Genomic DNA, 14,687 nt, shown 5'->3' with positions numbered 1-14,687 from the left:
ATGTTCGAGTTCAATCTCCCGGACCTCGGGGAAGGGGTCGCAGAGGGTGAGGTGCTGACCTGGCACGTCTCGCCGGGCGACGCCGTCACCGAGGATCAGGTCCTCGCGGAGGTAGAAACCGATAAAGCCGCCGTCGACGTTCCGTCGCCGGTCGACGGCGTCGTACGGGAACTGCACGCCGAAGTCGGCGGGATGGTACAGACCGGTGAGGTGCTCGTCACTATCGAGGAAGCGGGCGACGGCGAATCGGCTGACGCGGCGGCTGGGGGTACGGATGAGGCTGAATCGGCGGGTGCCGACACAGCACAGGCCGATAGCGGTCCGGGCGAAGCCACAGCGGCCGATGCACCGGACCAGTCGGACGCAACCACGGCCGACGGTCGCGTGTTCGCCTCGCCGAGCGTGCGCCGGCTCGCCCGTGAGAAAGGGGTCGACATCGCGGCCGTCGACGGGAGCGGGCCGGGCGGCCGCGTCACCGAGGGAGATGTCGAGGCGGCCACGGCATCAGCCGGCGAGACGGCTGGCAGTGACGACGGTCCGACGTCGGTTGTCTCGAAGGCGTCGGACGACGGGGACGGCCCGACCGCAGTAGTTTCGCAGGTCGACGATACGGACGATACAGACGACGGGGATGCTGTCAAGTCAGCCGTCAGAAGTGTCTCCGGGGACGGACAGGAGGCCGCTAGCCGCGACCAGACGCTGGCGACGCCGGCCACCAGAAAGGCCGCCCGCGAACTCGGCGTGAACATCGACGCCGTCCCGACTGACCAGACGCGGGACGGCCAGCCCTACGTCGACGAATCGGCCGTTCGGACGTACGCGGAGACCCAGCGGGCCGCACAGGCAGCCGATGCCGAAGCTGTCAGTGCCGAAGGTGGCGCGGCAGGGACGGCAGCCAAGGCGGGCGGCACTGGGGCCGACGCGACGGCCGTCGAGACAGGCGACGGCGAACGCCGCGAACCGTACCGTGGCGTCCGTCGGTCCATCGGCGAACAGATGGCTCGGTCCCGGAGAGAGGTGCCCCACGCGACCCACCACGACCAGGTCGTCGTGTCTGGCCTCGTCGAGGCCCGTGAGCGGCTCGCCCCACTCGCCGAAGAACGTGATGTCACCCTGACGTACACGCCCTTCGTGGTGAAATGCGTCGCCGCGGCGCTGGACCAGCACCCGGTGCTCAACACCGCGCTTGACACCGAAAACGAGGAAATCGTCTACAGAGACGTCCACAACATCGGCGTGGCGGCAGCGACCGACCACGGACTGGTCGTGCCGGTCGTCGACGACGTGGACGGGAAGGGGCTGGTCGAACTCGCAGACGAGATCAACGACCTCGTCGGACGGGCCCGAGAGCGGGACATCGGGCGGTCGGAGATGCAGGGCGGGACGTTCACCGTCACGAACTTCGGAGCCATCGGCGGCGAGTACGCCAGCCCGATCATCAACGTCCCCGAGACGGCGATTCTCGGTATCGGAGCGCTGAAAGAGCGGCCGGTGGCCGAAGACGGCGAGGTCGTCGCGAAACCCACGCTCCCACTCTCGCTGGCAATCGACCACCGCGTCATCGACGGGGCCGACGCGGCGCGCTTCGTCAACACGCTCAAGGAGTATCTGGCGGACCCAACGCGACTCCTGCTGGAGTAGCTGCCGGGTCGCAACCGAAAACCAGACAGGTCACAGGACAGACACGATTCGTGCTGCCCGCCACGCGAGACACATGAATCTGGTACGGATTAGCCGCGCTGTTTGTGCTGGTTCCGGGCTGTGCCGCCCTCTCCCGACTAGGAATGGCGCTGGTCGTTTCGTCGGGGTCAGTCAGTGATGGGAATCTCGGGACGTTTCTCGGCGCGTTTGCCCTGACCGTCCTCGCCAGTTGGGCGAGTGTACTGTTCAGCCTGCTTCTCACGGTCGGCCTCTTTTTCTACAGTCGACAGCTCCGGCAGACTGACCGAGACTGGTCCCCGACACCGCTGTCTGCGCTCGCCGGCATCGTCCACGCTGTCGGAACAACACTGTTCGCGACGTTTGTGGTGTCGGTGCCGGTCGTCGGCTACTACCTGTATCGGCGGCGGAGGCGAGACACGTCACCAAGGTGAAGGGCGATAGCTTTTCACGGACCCGGACGAGGCACCGCTATGGTCGTCGGAGATGTCACTACGGGAACGGAACTGCTTGTTATCGGCGGCGGTCCGGGCGGCTACGTTGCCGCCATCCGGGGCGCACAACTGGGACTGGACACGACGCTCGTTGAGCGGGACGCCTACGGCGGGACCTGTCTGAACCACGGCTGTATCCCCTCGAAAGCACTCATCTCGGCCTCGGACGTCGCCCACGATGCCCGGCAGGCCGAGGAGATGGGCGTGTTCGCGGACCCGGCCGTCGACATGGCCGGGATGACAGAGTGGAAGGACGGCGTCGTCACACGGCTGACACGAGGCGTCGAATCGCTGTGCAAGAACGCCGGCGTCAATCTGATCGAGGGCACTGCCGAGTTCGTCGACGACGGGACGGTCCGAGTCGCTCACGGCGGCGAGGGGCAGGGCTCGGAGTCGCTGTCGTTCGAACACGCCATCGTTGCGACGGGAAGCCGACCGATGGCGGTCCCGGGCTTCAAGTTCGACGGGGAACACATCCTCTCTTCGAAAGACGCGCTCGCACTCGAATCGGTCCCCGAGAAGCTGCTGGTCGTCGGCGCGGGCTACATCGGCATGGAGCTTTCGACGGTGTTCGCAAAGCTTGGCGCCGAGGTCACCGTCGTCGAGATGCTCGATGACGTGTTGCCCGGCTACGAGGACGATATCGCGGCGGTCGTCCGCGACCGCGCCGAGGAGCTGGGGATCGATTTCAATTTCGGCGAGGCGGCCGACGACTGGGACGAGACAGAGGAGGGCATTCGCGTCCAGACCGTCGACGAAGACGACGCGGTCACCGAGTACAACGCCGAGAAATGTCTCGTCGCGGTCGGCCGCGAGCCGGTCACGGAGACGCTCGCGCTGGAGAACATCGACCTCCAGACGGACGAGAACGGCGTCATTCCGACCGACGACCAGTGCCGAACGGCGTTCGAGTCGGTGTTCGCAGTCGGCGACGTGGCCGGCGAGCCGATGCTCGCTCACAAGGCAATGGCAGAGGGTGAGGTTGCTGCGAGAGCCGCCGCCGGCGAACCGGCCGCGTTCGATCATCAGGCGATTCCCGCCGCGGTGTTTACCGACCCTGAAATCGCGACCGTCGGTATGACTGAGGCGGAGGCCGAGGCGGCGGGCTTCGAGCCAGTCATCGGACAGATGCCGATACGGGCCAACGGCCGTGCACTCACCGTCAACGAGAGGGAAGGCTTCGTCCGCGTCGTCGCCGACGCCGACGAGGAGTTCCTGCTCGGGGCACAGATTGTCGGTCCGGAGGCGTCGGAACTCATCGCGGAACTCGGGTTGGGCATCGAAATGGGCGCGCGGCTTGAGGACATTGCTGGGACGATCCACACGCACCCGACGCTCTCCGAAGCGGTCCACGAGGCGGCCGCGGCGGCACGCGGCGAGGCGGTCCATACGCGCTAAGACCGTTCTGGACGGGGCCACCAGAGGGTGATTTAAACACAACTCTGGAGCGGTTTACCGACAGCAAGTCTGAATCTTGCACCGTGCAAAAGGGTTATATGGTGGATTGAGTAAACTGTCGGTGAATAGGAACCGGTAAGATATGTCTACTGATTCACAACCCGACGACACCATCGCCAAAGCGATCATCTCGGGGTCGACGTATGAACGACTCCGCTACGAACGGCACTCGTATCTCAGACAGACTGTCCCGCGAACGCTGGCGCTCCAGAGCGCCCTCCTTGGCGCGCTAGCGCTGTTACTGCCGATTTACGGGCTGTATCCGGACAGCACCGCGGCGTTTCTCCCGGCAGTTGACCCCGCCGTTGCTTCGCCGAAGGTGCTGTTGCTTGGACTGTTCGGCGGATTCTTGCAGGTGTTCGGTGCGACGTTGCTCGTCGGGTCAGTCCTCTACCGCGTTCGGCTCGCCCCGCTGACCGAGCGACAGGCACACGCGGCGCTCAACGCCGAGGACTTCGCCCGCTACGTCGGTCTCGGAACCGGCGGACTGGCTATCGCGCTCTCGCTTTGCCTGTTCGCCGTGGGGCTGGGCGGCGGCGAGATGGTGTCGTCGTACATCGCGGCGATGGGTCGGAACCCGTTCGTCGCCTCCGGGTTCGGCGTCTCAGTCGCGGGCGTCTCGCTGTTCGCCTTCGTCGCCAGTGTCGCGGTCTTTTACGCCTCGCGGTATCTCCTCGTTCACCTCGCCCTGTTCCACCGCGGCGGCGAGTGAGCGCTCGACGTGGCGTTCGACACCGGTGGCAGTGACGAGCGGAGCTTGCGGGCTGTTTTCAGGCGTTCGGACGGCTGTGTTCAACCTCGAACAGAACTGGCCGCAAGCGCTATCGATCTCACTGACGAGGAACTGGCGCGGTTGTCCTGACCCACGGGAGACGGCGGCGGAACAGCGCTTGCCGATGACCACCGTTCTTTTGGTTCCTACCGCTGTACCCCGGGTATGACCACTGTTACTCTGGGTCCTGAGGGGACCTACTCCCACCGCGCCGCACAGGCAGTCACCGACGACGAGATTGACTTCTCCGAGTCGGTAACCGCCATCGTCGAGGCCGTCGCCAGCGGCGAGGCCGAGCGCGGCGTCGTTCCCGTCGAGAACAGCATCGAAGGCTCCGTCACCGAGTCGCTGGACGCCTTCGCGGAGTACGACATCGCCGTCGTCGAGGAAATCATCACGCCCATCCGTCACGCCCTGCTCGCACAGGACGACTCCTTCTCGTTGGTGGCCAGCCACGCACAGGCGCTTGCCCAGTGTCGCGGCTGGCTCGACGAGCACTACCCCGGCGTCAATGTCGAGGCCGTCGCGTCGACCGCCCGCGGCGTCGAACGCGCCCGAGACGACACAGACATCGCCGCTATCGGCCACCCGGAAAACGCAACCAACGGCACTGAACTGAACGTGCTCGCCGAAGACATTCAGGACCGATCGTCGAACGCGACCCGCTTCGTCGTCGTCGCCCCGAAAAGCGAGCGCAGCGAGGCCGGCGGCAAGAGTTCCTTCATTGTCTATCCCGACGTCGACTACCCCGGCCTATTGCTCGAGCTGCTGGAGCCGTTCGCCGACCGCGATATCAACCTCACCCGCGTCGAGTCCCGCCCCAGCGGCGAGCGGCTGGGCGATTACGTCTTCCACATCGACATCTCGGCCGGGCTCTACGAGCAGCGCACCCAGGATGCCCTCGCCGACATCGAGGCCATCGCCGAGAAGGGGTGGGTCCGCCGGCTCGGGTCCTACGACTCCAAGACGGTCGTCAACTGAGCCACCAGTCATCCACCAGCCCCGCTTCAAGGGTTAAGTCCCGGGGCTGTGTACCCCCACGTATGTCTGATCGCGATCCGTTCAGTGAGATTGAGCGCGCGTTCGATATGCTCGGCGAGCAGTTCGGCGTCGACATGGGCGCTGTCCCGGTCGACGTTCTCGACGAGGGCGACGCCTTCGTCGTCAGTGCAGACCTCCCCGGCTTCGACAGTGCGGACATTGAGGTCCAACTCGTCGAAGACCGGAAGCTCACCATCAGCGCCACGTCGAGTCAGGAACGGGAGTCGACCGACGGCCAGTACGTCCAGCGCGAACGCCGCCAGCAGTCGCTGAGCCGGTCGGTTCACCTCCCCGAAGCCGTCGACGACGAGGAGACCACTGCGAGCTACGACAACGGCGTCCTCACGGTACGGCTGGCGAAGGTCGTCCACAGCGAGGACGACGACGGAACGGATATCCCGGTAAACTGACGATGGTGCTCGACCCCGGCACGGACGTGCCGACGATTAGAGCGACGAACCAGCACGGCGACGCGGTCCAGCCGGGCTTCGAGGAGCCGACGGTGCTGTATTTTTACCCGGCCGACAACACCCCCGGCTGCACGACAGAAGCAAATCAGTTCGAGGCGCACGCGGAGCGGTTTATCGAGGCCGGCGTCGAGCTGTACGGCGTCTCGACGGACAGCGTCGAGAGCCACCGTGACTTTGCTGAAGCCACCGACATCAGTTTCGACCTGCTGGCGGACCCCGATGGACGACTGTCCGAAGCGTTCGACGTGCCACTCGTCGACGGCCGAGCACAGCGGACGACGTACGTCATCGCGCGGGAACAGGTCGTCGCCGTCTACGAGCGGGTCGGCCCCGACGGGCACGCGGCGAGCGTTTTCGAAGACCTCGTCGATACCGGGCTTGTCAGGGCCGAGTAAGCCGCGGCAGGCGAAAATCGGCCGGCCGCAGGCTACTCTTCGATGTCGATGGCCGGGCGGCCAGGACCGGCTTTGCCGACGAGGTCCGAGGCGGCCTCCTCGGGGCCCTGAACGACGACCTCGGCTCCGAACTCCCGTTCGACGAGCCACGCAGCCCGTTCGAGCGCCGTCTGTTCACGCTCGGGCGGCAGTTGCTCGTCAAGCGACTGCGCCCGGCCTGCGATTTCCTTGGCGAAGTCCGCGGCCGCCTCGCCCTGTTCGCGCAGTTCCTCGTCCTGCATGACCGTTCCGACAACGTTGCCGTCGGCATTGCGGGCGAGGTCGAGCACGCGGTGTTTCCACTGCGGTGCGACCGCGAGCGTGATGGTCTGGGGGTCCTCGATGCCGACGGTGTCAACGATGTCGCGGACGTCCTCGCGGGTGTTCTCGACCAGTTGCCGCTCCGTCTCGTAGTCGTCAGGGGCCTCGGCCGCCGGCCACTCGGCCTCGGCGATGAGACCGTCGCGGTCCAGTTCCGCCCACATCTCCTCGGCGGCGTGGGGGGCGACCGGGGCGAGCAGTTTCGCCGCCGTCGCCAGCCCGCGCTCGAAGGTGTCGGCGTCGGGAGTGGTCGCCTCCTGGTACCGGCGCAGCAGCGACACCAGTTCCCGTACGGCCTGGAGCGCGTGGTTGAACCGGAAGTCCTCGAACTCCGCCGTCGCGTTCGCGGCGGTGGCGTCGATTTCACGGGCGACGTAGTCGGCGATGTCGCCGGCGTCGCCTGTGTCAACCTCGCCCTCAGAATACTCCGAGACCAGCGTGTACACGTTCTGGAGGAAACTGTGGGCCGACTGGACGCCCTCGGGGCTCCAGGCGAACTCCTTCTCGGGCTGGGCGGCCTCCATGATGAACAACCGGGCCGTATCGGCCCCGTACTCCTCGATGATGCGCTGTGGCGAGACGCCGTTGCCGAGGCTCTTTGACATCTTGTTGCCGTCCTCGCCCAGCACCATCCCCTGGTTCGTGAGGTTCGTAAAGGGCTCGCGGACGCCGTCGACCATGTCGAGATCGTCGAGCACCTTCGTGAAGAAGCGGGCGTACAGCAGGTGCATGACGGCGTGTTCGATGCCGCCAACGTACTGGTCGACGGGCATCCAGTCGCTCGCCCGCTCGGCGTCGAAGGGCGCGTCGTCGAGGTCCGGCGAGGTGTAGCGCAGGAAGTACCACGAGGAGTCGACGAACGTGTCCATCGTGTCCGTCTCCCGCACCGCGTCGGCCCCACAGTCGGGGCAGTCGACCTGCTTCCACTCCTCGGCGGCGTCGAGCGGATTGCCGGTGGTGTGGACGAACTCCGGCAGTTCGACGGGCAGGTCCTCGTCGGGGACCTCGACATAGCCGCAGTCGTCGCAGTGAATCATCGGGATGGGCGTGCCCCAGTACCGCTGGCGCGAGATGCCCCAGTCCCGGAGGTTGTACTCCGTGCGGTGCTCGCCGTCGAACTCGGAGACGAAGCGGTCGCGCGCCTCCTCGCTGGTGAGGCTATCGAACTCGCCGCTGTTGACGAGGACGCCGTCCTCGGTGTAGGCCGCTTCCTGCACGTCGATGTCGTCAGGGTCGGCGTCCGCGTCTTCGGTCGGCTCGACGACCTGCACGATGTCGATGTCGTGAGCCTCGGCGAACTCGTGGTCGCGCTCGTCGTGGGCCGGCACGGCGTACAGCGCGCCCGTCCCAACGTCGGTCAGGACGTAGTCGGCGACGTAGACGGGAATCTCCTCGCCGGTGGCGGGATTGGTCGCGTACTCGCCGGTGAACACGCCGGAGGTCACGTCGAGGTCGTCCTCGTCTGCGTCCTCGGCCATCTCGATGTACTCGGCGACTTCCTCGTTGTCCGCGGCGATTTCCTGAGCGACGGGGTGGCCAGGGGCAAGCGAGAAGAAGGTCGCCCCGTGGATGGTGTCCAGCCGCGTGGTGAAGATGTCCACGTCGCCGTAGTCGCCGACCTCGAAGGCGACGCTCGCGCCCTCCTGTTTGCCGATCCAGTTGCGCTGCATCTCCCGGACGTTGTTCGGCCAGCCGTCCAGATCGTCTAAGTCTTCCAGCAGTTCCTCGGCGTAGTCGGTGATGGTGAAGAACCACTGGTCCATCTCGCGGGCCTCGATGGGGGTGTCACACCGCCAGCAGAGCTCGTCCTCGCCCTCGACCTGCTCGTCCGCGAGGACGGTCTCACAGGAGGGACACCAGTTCAGTTCAGCGGCCTGTCGCTCGACGAGCCCTTCCTCGCGGAACTGCTTGAACAACCACTGGTTCCACTGGTAGTACTCGGGCTCGCAGGTGGCGAGTTCGCGCTCCCAGTCGTAGCCAAAGCCCATCTCCGTGAGTTGCTCGCGCATCGAGTCGATGCACTGCATCGTCCAGTCACGGGGGTTGGTGTCCCGTTCCTCGGCGGCGTTCTCGGCGGGCAGGCCGAAGGAGTCCCACCCCATCGGGTGGAGGACGCTCTCGCCGCGCATCCGCTCGAAGCGGGCGTAGGCGTCCGTGATGGTGTAGTTCCGGACGTGACCCATGTGTAGCTCGCCGGAGGTGTAGGGGAACATCGCCAGGACGTACTCCGGGTCGGTCTCGTCGTCGTCGATGCGGAACACGTCGGCCTCGTCCCACGTGCGCTGCCACCGGGGCTCGACCTCGGTGTGGTCAAAGCCCCGCTCGCGTTCCTCGCCGGTCGTGGTCATGATATCGGAACATCCGATAGCGACGGTGCTATACCTTTCCCTTCGGGAGACCGGACGGCCGCCACGGGCGACGCGAGCGGGCCTGTCTGTGCATCGACCAGTTTCGCCGAGATGCTTTTATCGGCTGGGAACGGTGGTTACTGCAGCGTGCCCGAAGCAATCGCCGTTCTCCACGTCGACGACGACCCCGACTTCGCCGAGTTTGCGGCGAGCCTCCTGGAGCGGCAGGACGACCGCCTCACCGTGGTCCGGGCAGACAGCGCCAGCGACGGCCAGGCGCTGCTGGCGGAGCGGCCCGTCGACTGTGTCGTCTCCGACTACGACATGCCGCGCCTGAACGGCATCGAGTTCCTGCAGGCGATACGCGAGCAGTATCCCGACCTCCCGTTTATCCTGTTTACCGGGAAGGGGAGCGAGGAGATCGCCAGCGAGGCCATCTCCGCCGGCGTCACCGACTACCTCCAGAAGGGCAGCGACGTCGAGCGGTACGAACTCCTGGCGAACCGGGTCATGAACGCCGTCGCGCAGAACCGGGCCCAGCAGCGGGCGCTCGAAACCACACAGCGCTACGAGACGCTGTTTACGCACACGACCAACGCAATTGCCTCGGTCGAACTGCGAAACGGGGCCCCGATAATCCAGTCGGTCAACCCCGCGTTCGAGGCGACGTTCGTCCCGCCGGGAGCGGAGGTCGTCGGCCGGAACCTGGCCCGGGTCATCACGGCGACCGACGCCCAGCGGGAACAGGCCGAGCGCATCACGAGACGCGCCGAGACGGGGGACGTGACGACGACCGAGGTCACGCGCCAGACGGTCGACGGCCCCCGGACGTTCCAGCTCTAGGCGGTGCCGATAGGCCCCGACGAGACGGGCGGGGTCTGTTCGGCCTTCGCGGTGTACACCGACGTCACCGACATCGCTGGGGACGACGAGACGCAGCCGTAGCCGAGTCGGCGACCCACCGGCGGCCGCGGTACCGGGGCCGCCAGACCACGGTCGGCGGTCGGGACCCCACACAAGATTTTTGCCGGACTCAGCAGGTGTCACAGATGTATGGTACACTGCCCTGACTGTGAGGCCTCGCTCGAAACGGCCGACGACATCGAGTTCGTCGAAGTGGATGCTGTGACCGGGTTCATCAAAGCCTCCAAGCGATTTTACACCGCAAACTGCGCAGCGTGCGGCGTGACTATCGGTAGCGGCGTCGCCGGCGCGAAGTCCAACGGGGGTGCGGCCTGATGGTCCACTGTCCCGAGTGCGACGCGGAGATGGCCGACCAGGACGACGTTGAGTTCCTCGATATGGACTCGACGACCGGTTTCTTCACGGCCTCGAAGCGGTTCTACCTCGTCGCCTGTGGCGAGTGCGGGGCCGCCATCGGCAGCGGCGTCGCCGGCGCGATGTAACCGCCGGGGCTAGGCTTATACACGTATCAGCGCAAGAGAGCGTATGGCAGAATCACCTGACGACACGGACGGACGACTGCCGGCGGCGCTCCGGTCGGTCACGCCGGGGACGCGGAGCCGTCCCAACGAGGGGATGGACATGATCGGCTGGGGCATGCTCGCCGGCCTGCTCGTTTTGCTCTTCCCGCTCCTGCCGTTCATCGTCATCGTCTGGGGCATCTCGAAGGTCACGGACGCCCTCACGCCGACATAGTCAGGTCGCGTCGGTGTCGACGAGCGGGAACGCCGTCCCGTCGCCCTCGGCGCTCGCGTTCTCGTAGACGACGTGTGCGGCCGCGACATCCTGAATAGCCAGCCCTGTCGAATCAAAGAGCGTGATCCCGTCGTCGTCGGTCCGCCCCGAGAGCGTGCCCGCGACGATGTCGCCGAGTTCCCCGTGGAGATCGGCATCTGTCAGAACCCCCTCGCCCCACAGGACGTTGATCTCGCCGGAGTGAGTACACTGCTCGTAGTTGTCGATGACGACTTTCGCGTCGAGCAGCGTGCGTTCGTCGTGTTCCTGCTTGCCAGCGGCGTCGGCCCCGATGGCGTTGATATGGGTGTGCTCGTCGAGCCACGCCCGCTCGACGATGGGGGACTCGACGGGCGTAATCGTCGACAGCACGTCACAGCCGGCGGCGTCCTCGATGGGACCCGCCTGCACGTCGAATCGGTCGGCGAACGTGTCGACGAACGCCTGCTGTTTCTCCGCGTCCCGGTCGGCGACGATCACCGTCTCAATGTCCCGCACCGACGAGATGGCTTCCAGTTGCGTGTAGGCCTGCGTGCCAGCCCCGACCAGTCCGAGCGAGTCCGCGTCGTCGACGGCAAGGTGGTCGGTGGCGACGGCGGCCGCCGCCCCGGTCCGCAGGCGGGTCAGGACGGTGCCGTCCATCACGGCCAGCGGGAACGCCGTCTCGGGGTCCGAGTAGATGAGCGTCCCGAGGACGGTCGGTAGGTCGTGGTCGCGGGGGTTGTCCAGATGGACGTTGACCCACTTGACCGCGGCAGCGTCCCACGTCTCCGCGTTGACGTAGGCCGGCATCGACCTGAAATCGCCGTTGTACTGCGGCAGGTCGATGTAGGACTTGGCCGGCATGATGGTGTTGTCTCTGGCATCGGCGGCAAAGGCCGCGGCAACCGCGTCGATAACTGCTGGCATCGTCGCGTGGTCCTCGACCGCGTCCGCGCCGAGAAGCAGCGTCTGCATACGAAATATTGGCACTCGGTAGCACTTATACCCCCGCTGTCACAGGGGTTATATTACCACGCGACCAGGCATCGGTATGCGTCGCGGGGTGGCAATTGCCGCGGTCTGTCTCTGTCTGCTGAGCGCCGGGTGTACCGGTCTGTTGGGGGACGACGCGGCTGCCAGAGAGACGGTGACGCCAGCCCCAGTCCCGACTGCAGACGCACCGACGGGTCCGGTACAGCGTGCCCCGGGCGTCGTCGGCGACCGCGTCGTCAACGCTACCGCGCTCGGCCGCGCCCACGTCAGCCAGCTCTCGAACACCTCCTATCGAGTCCACCACACCAGAACCGTCATGAACGGCAGCGGCTTGCACAAGCGCGTCCGGACCCGTGCCAGTATCAGCGCGGGCTACGAGTCGTACACGGCCACTCGAACGATATCCGGACAGGGTGTGACAGCGCGTGCGGTCCACAGCACCTGGCGGGACGGCCGTGCGCTCAGGCGGACGACCGTCAACGGGTCGACATCGGCGAAGGTGGTGGCGGACAGTCGGGGTATCGGTGGCCCGCCGCGCTCTCCTCGGGCCGCGCTGTTCATCGAGCCAACGTTCAATGCGCGTCTCATGGCGTTGTTTTCCGCCACCAACAGCACAGCCATCCGCCCCGGCGATGAGGTCATCAAGCAACTGTACGGAGTGTCGCTGTATCGCGTCAAAGGAACCGGCACAACCGACGACAGCGCGATTGCCACCCGCCCCGTCGACCGTGTGAGCAATGTCTCCCTCTCGGCAACCGTGACGCCTAACGGCATCGTTCGGAGCTACGCGCTCCAGTACACGGCCGTCAACGGAACGGCTACCCACCGAGTGACTGAGATCCTCCGCTACAGCGACCTCGGGACGACGGACGTGGTGTTCGAAGACCGACACCAGCGAAACCGAACAACAGGACCCGACTGATGCGAGGGACGGCTGGACACTGTCACGGGAGCGCCAAAACGGAGAGAGGCCCCCACCCGCTGTCACCAGTCCGTCCCACCAAACGAACCGGGACAGTCGATACTTCGTAGAGAGATACCTAACTGTTCCTCCAGTTTCACGTCTCGATATACACGCTGGGATGACTCGGCGCGTTACAGAACCGCAAAAAACCGAATCGCAAGCGGCGATTCGCTCGTTCGGAGGTCTCTCCGGTCGACTGCTGACTCACGGGCCGATGGCCCGTTCGTCTATCCGAGGTTCCGACGGAACCTCGCTTACATCATGCCGCCCATACCGCCGCCCATGCCGCCCATGCCGCCAGGGGCGCCACCGGGGCCGCCGGGGCCCTCTTCGTCGCCGCCGGAAGTCGAGAGTTCGCCGGCAGCGATGATGTCGTCGATCTTGAGGACCAGGTTCGCGGCCTCGGCAGCCGAGGAAATCGCCTGTCGCTTGGCGTGAGCTGGCTCGACAACGCCGGTATCGAGCGTGTTCTCGACATCACCGGAGAAGACGTTCAGGCCGGCGCTGACATCGCCGTCCTCGTGGGCGGCGCGCAGGTCGACCAGCGTGTCGATGCTGTCGAGGCCGGCGTTCTCGGCGAGAGTGCGCGGGATGATTTCCAGCGCGTCGGCGAAGGACTCGATGGCGAGCTGCTCGCGGCCTTCGACGCCGTCGGCGTAGTCGCGGAGACGGCGGGCGACTTCGACTTCGGGTGCGCCGCCGCCACCGAGAACGCTGCCGTTGGCAACGGTGGACGCGACGACGTCGAGCGCGTCCGTGACGCCACGTTCGAGTTCATCGACGACGTGGTCGGTCGACCCACGGAGCAGGAGGGTGACGCCGTGAGCCTCGTCGCCGCTGCCCTCGACGTAGAACAGGCCTTCGGCGTCGTCGCGGGTGACGGAGCCGTGGCCGAGGTCCTCCGCGGCCGCGGAGTCGAGGTCCGAGACGATGCGAGCGCCGAGGACTTCCTTGAGGAACTCGATGTCGGACTTCTTGGCGCGGCGGACGGCCAGAATACCCTTCTCGGCGAGGTAGTGCTGGGCCATGTCGTCGATACCCTTCTGACAGAAGACGACATCGGCGCCGGTGTCCGCGATCTGGTCGACCATCTGCTTGAGCTGCTCCTCTTCCTTGTCGAGGAAGTTCTGGAGCTGGCTCGGGTCGTCGACGGAGAGCTGGGCGTCGACTTCGGTCTCGTCGAGTTCGATGGCCGTGTCGACGAGCAGGACATCGGCGTCGTCGACTTCGGTCGGCATCTCCTCGTGGACCGGGTCTTTGTCGATGACCGCGCCTTCCAGCAGCTCGGAGTTGCCGGCGGAGCTGCCGGTCTGGGTCTCGATGTTGAGGTATTCGAGGTCGGCGACGACGGAGCCGTCATCGGCCTCGACGGTCACGGCGTTGACCGCGTCGACGATGAGCTGGGCGAGCAGCTCCTTGTTGAGCTCCGCGCCCTTGCCCGTCATCGAGGTTTCGGCGACCTTCTTCAGGAGTTCCTCGTCGTCGGGGTCGACTTCCGTGGCGATGTCCGCGAGCTCATCCTTGGCCTGCGTGGCGGCCATGTTGAAGCCCTTGATGATGGCCGTCGGGTGGATGTCCTGTTCGAGGAGGTCCTCGGCGTTCTTGAGGAGTTCGCCTGCGATGGCGACGGCGGAGGTGGTGCCGTCACCGGCCTCGTCTTCCTGTGTCTCGGCAACCTCGACGATCATCGACGCTGTCGGGTTGTCGATATCCATCTCCGAGAGGATGGTGACGCCGTCGTTCGTGACGGTCACGTCGCCCATCGAGGAGACGAGCATCTTGTCCATCCCCTTCGGGCCGAGCGTCGAGCGTACTGACTCGGCGACCGCGCGAGCGGCCGAGATGTTGTGTTCCTGTGCAGACTTGTCCTTCATCCGCTGGGAGTCCTCTCCCAGGATGATCATCGGCTGGCCCTGCATCTGGCGTTGGCTCATAATCAAGCGAAGATTGCATGTGGTTCTATATAAAAGTAGGGGTTATAGGATGCTCACCGGCCGCCCGCCGACACGACCGGAACAGGTGAAATCACCCGACTGAGGTGGTACTGTCCGTC

The 14,687-nt window shown here is 65.8% G+C and carries 15 protein-coding genes; 12 read left to right on the top strand and 3 right to left on the bottom strand.

What is annotated here, in order from left to right:
• The 7 genes from D3D01_RS10025 to D3D01_RS09995 all read left to right on the top strand — a co-directional run bounded on the left by D3D01_RS10025 (nt 1) and on the right by D3D01_RS09995 (nt 6,289).
• Nucleotides 1-1,641 (top strand): dihydrolipoamide acetyltransferase family protein, encoded by a 1,641-nt coding sequence (locus D3D01_RS10025; protein ID WP_121512081.1) that lies wholly within the window; start codon nt 1-3, stop codon nt 1,639-1,641.
• Nucleotides 1,642-1,784: 143 nt separating this feature from the next.
• The gene (locus D3D01_RS10020) at nt 1,785-2,093 is read left to right on the top strand and encodes a hypothetical protein (protein ID WP_121512080.1); all 309 of its coding nucleotides are present in this window, start codon (nt 1,785-1,787) and stop codon (nt 2,091-2,093) included.
• A 39-nt stretch (nt 2,094-2,132) separates the two neighbouring features.
• Entirely contained in the window at nt 2,133-3,551 is a 1,419-nt protein-coding gene (gene lpdA, locus D3D01_RS10015) for a dihydrolipoyl dehydrogenase (RefSeq protein ID WP_121512079.1), read from the top strand.
• 142 nt (nt 3,552-3,693) lie between these two features.
• Nucleotides 3,694-4,323: a hypothetical protein gene (locus tag D3D01_RS10010; protein WP_101348995.1), complete on the top strand. Its 630-nt coding sequence runs from the start codon at nt 3,694-3,696 to the stop codon at nt 4,321-4,323.
• A 225-nt stretch (nt 4,324-4,548) separates the two neighbouring features.
• The gene (gene pheA / locus D3D01_RS10005; RefSeq protein ID WP_101348994.1) at nt 4,549-5,364 is read left to right on the top strand and encodes a prephenate dehydratase; all 816 of its coding nucleotides are present in this window, start codon (nt 4,549-4,551) and stop codon (nt 5,362-5,364) included.
• A 62-nt stretch (nt 5,365-5,426) separates the two neighbouring features.
• Entirely contained in the window at nt 5,427-5,834 is a 408-nt protein-coding gene (locus D3D01_RS10000; RefSeq protein WP_101348993.1) for an Hsp20/alpha crystallin family protein, read from the top strand.
• Between the two features lie 2 nt (nt 5,835-5,836).
• The gene (locus tag D3D01_RS09995) at nt 5,837-6,289 is read left to right on the top strand and encodes a peroxiredoxin (RefSeq protein ID WP_101348992.1); all 453 of its coding nucleotides are present in this window, start codon (nt 5,837-5,839) and stop codon (nt 6,287-6,289) included.
• 32 nt (nt 6,290-6,321) lie between these two features.
• On the opposite strand, the gene leuS is transcribed toward D3D01_RS09995, so the two are convergent.
• Nucleotides 6,322-8,997, bottom strand: coding sequence for a leucine--tRNA ligase (leuS, locus tag D3D01_RS09990; RefSeq protein ID WP_121512078.1), 2,676 nt, complete (start codon nt 8,995-8,997; stop codon nt 6,322-6,324).
• 147 nt (nt 8,998-9,144) lie between these two features.
• Here leuS and D3D01_RS24995 point away from each other — a divergent pair, with 147 nt between their 5' ends.
• The 4 genes from D3D01_RS24995 (at nt 9,145) to D3D01_RS09975 (ending at nt 10,656) form a co-directional block, all read left to right on the top strand.
• The gene (locus D3D01_RS24995; RefSeq protein ID WP_394343394.1) at nt 9,145-9,840 is read left to right on the top strand and encodes a response regulator; all 696 of its coding nucleotides are present in this window, start codon (nt 9,145-9,147) and stop codon (nt 9,838-9,840) included.
• A gap of 210 nt (nt 9,841-10,050) precedes the next feature.
• Complete coding sequence (locus D3D01_RS09980; RefSeq protein ID WP_121512076.1) at nt 10,051-10,236, top strand: hypothetical protein; 186 nt, start codon at nt 10,051-10,053, stop codon at nt 10,234-10,236.
• Nucleotides 10,236-10,403, top strand: coding sequence for a hypothetical protein (locus D3D01_RS24065; RefSeq protein WP_014039217.1), 168 nt, complete (start codon nt 10,236-10,238; stop codon nt 10,401-10,403). Before D3D01_RS09980 ends, D3D01_RS24065 begins: the two co-directional genes overlap by 1 nt.
• A 43-nt stretch (nt 10,404-10,446) precedes the next feature.
• Entirely contained in the window at nt 10,447-10,656 is a 210-nt protein-coding gene (locus D3D01_RS09975; RefSeq protein ID WP_121512075.1) for a hypothetical protein, read from the top strand.
• On the opposite strand, the gene D3D01_RS09970 is transcribed toward D3D01_RS09975, so the two are convergent.
• Nucleotides 10,657-11,652 carry an ornithine cyclodeaminase family protein gene (locus D3D01_RS09970; protein ID WP_121512074.1) on the bottom strand — a complete coding sequence of 332 codons (996 nt, stop codon included), beginning with the start codon at nt 11,650-11,652 and terminating at the stop codon, nt 10,657-10,659. It abuts the gene before it with no gap.
• A gap of 76 nt (nt 11,653-11,728) precedes the next feature.
• On the opposite strand from D3D01_RS09970, the gene D3D01_RS09965 reads away from it, so the two are divergent.
• Nucleotides 11,729-12,592, top strand: a complete 864-nt coding sequence (locus D3D01_RS09965; protein ID WP_121512073.1) for a hypothetical protein — start codon at nt 11,729-11,731, stop codon at nt 12,590-12,592.
• A 296-nt stretch (nt 12,593-12,888) separates the two neighbouring features.
• Here D3D01_RS09965 and thsB read toward each other — a convergent pair whose 3' ends face one another.
• A complete protein-coding gene (thsB, locus tag D3D01_RS09960) occupies nt 12,889-14,568 on the bottom strand; it encodes a thermosome subunit beta (protein ID WP_394343393.1) in 1,680 nt (559 codons plus the stop codon).
• Nucleotides 14,569-14,687: the final 119 nt, after the last annotated feature.

Source organism: Haloarcula sp. Atlit-7R (assembly GCF_003666065.1).
GTDB classification, from domain to species: Archaea; Halobacteriota; Halobacteria; order Halobacteriales; family Haloarculaceae; genus Haloarcula; species Haloarcula taiwanensis.
This window is presented reverse-complemented; position numbering and strand designations above follow the sequence as displayed.

Excerpts from the sequence above, each read along its gene's own strand:
- D3D01_RS10025 (WP_121512081.1), top strand. The coding sequence starts at position 1 with ATGTTCGAGTTCAATCTCCCGGACCTCGGGGAAGGGGTCGCAGAGGGT.
- D3D01_RS10020 (WP_121512080.1), top strand. The coding sequence starts at position 1,785 with ATGGCGCTGGTCGTTTCGTCGGGGTCAGTCAGTGATGGGAATCTCGGG.
- lpdA (WP_121512079.1), top strand. The coding sequence starts at position 2,133 with ATGGTCGTCGGAGATGTCACTACGGGAACGGAACTGCTTGTTATCGGC.
- D3D01_RS10010 (WP_101348995.1), top strand. The coding sequence starts at position 3,694 with ATGTCTACTGATTCACAACCCGACGACACCATCGCCAAAGCGATCATC.
- pheA (WP_101348994.1), top strand. The coding sequence starts at position 4,549 with ATGACCACTGTTACTCTGGGTCCTGAGGGGACCTACTCCCACCGCGCC.
- D3D01_RS10000 (WP_101348993.1), top strand. The coding sequence starts at position 5,427 with ATGTCTGATCGCGATCCGTTCAGTGAGATTGAGCGCGCGTTCGATATG.
- D3D01_RS09995 (WP_101348992.1), top strand. The coding sequence starts at position 5,837 with ATGGTGCTCGACCCCGGCACGGACGTGCCGACGATTAGAGCGACGAAC.
- leuS (WP_121512078.1), bottom strand. The coding sequence starts at position 8,997 with ATGACCACGACCGGCGAGGAACGCGAGCGGGGCTTTGACCACACCGAG.
- D3D01_RS09980 (WP_121512076.1), top strand. The coding sequence starts at position 10,051 with ATGGTACACTGCCCTGACTGTGAGGCCTCGCTCGAAACGGCCGACGAC.
- D3D01_RS24065 (WP_014039217.1), top strand. The coding sequence starts at position 10,236 with ATGGTCCACTGTCCCGAGTGCGACGCGGAGATGGCCGACCAGGACGAC.
- D3D01_RS09975 (WP_121512075.1), top strand. The coding sequence starts at position 10,447 with ATGGCAGAATCACCTGACGACACGGACGGACGACTGCCGGCGGCGCTC.
- D3D01_RS09970 (WP_121512074.1), bottom strand. The coding sequence starts at position 11,652 with ATGCAGACGCTGCTTCTCGGCGCGGACGCGGTCGAGGACCACGCGACG.
- D3D01_RS09965 (WP_121512073.1), top strand. The coding sequence starts at position 11,729 with ATGCGTCGCGGGGTGGCAATTGCCGCGGTCTGTCTCTGTCTGCTGAGC.
- thsB (WP_394343393.1), bottom strand. The coding sequence starts at position 14,568 with ATGAGCCAACGCCAGATGCAGGGCCAGCCGATGATCATCCTGGGAGAG.